1 rRNA gene is annotated in these 305 nt (G+C 57.7%); it reads right to left on the bottom strand.

The features are described from left to right. Nucleotides 1–63 (bottom strand): 16S ribosomal RNA (locus Q0789_RS16640); the annotation flags it as partial. Nucleotides 64–305 lie beyond the last annotated feature (242 nt).

Here is a 305-nt window from a genome sequence, read left to right as displayed (position 1 = left end):
GACTTGCATGTGTTAAGCACGCCGCCAGCGTTCGTCCTGAGCCAGGATCAAACTCTCCATCAATGCACAACAACCAAACCCCCAACCCTCCCCGAAAGGAAAAGTCACGAGCCGGTCTTAATACACTTGGAAAAATAGCACCCCACCCACTGGCGAGCAAGGCACCTGAACGCCCCCCACCACCCACACAGGGCAACGGGACACTTGACCAGACCACGGTGCCACCACGCCCACCACAACGGCAGACCCAGCACCACCAGCCCAGCCCACAAAAAATGGCATTCGACTTCGGTACGCTGTTGAGT

The sequence above is a fragment of the uncultured Pseudokineococcus sp. genome (genome assembly GCF_947499845.1).
GTDB lineage: Bacteria > Actinomycetota > Actinomycetes > Actinomycetales > Quadrisphaeraceae > Pseudokineococcus.
Note: the sequence above shows the minus strand (reverse complement) of the source record. Positions and strands in the feature narration are given on the sequence as shown.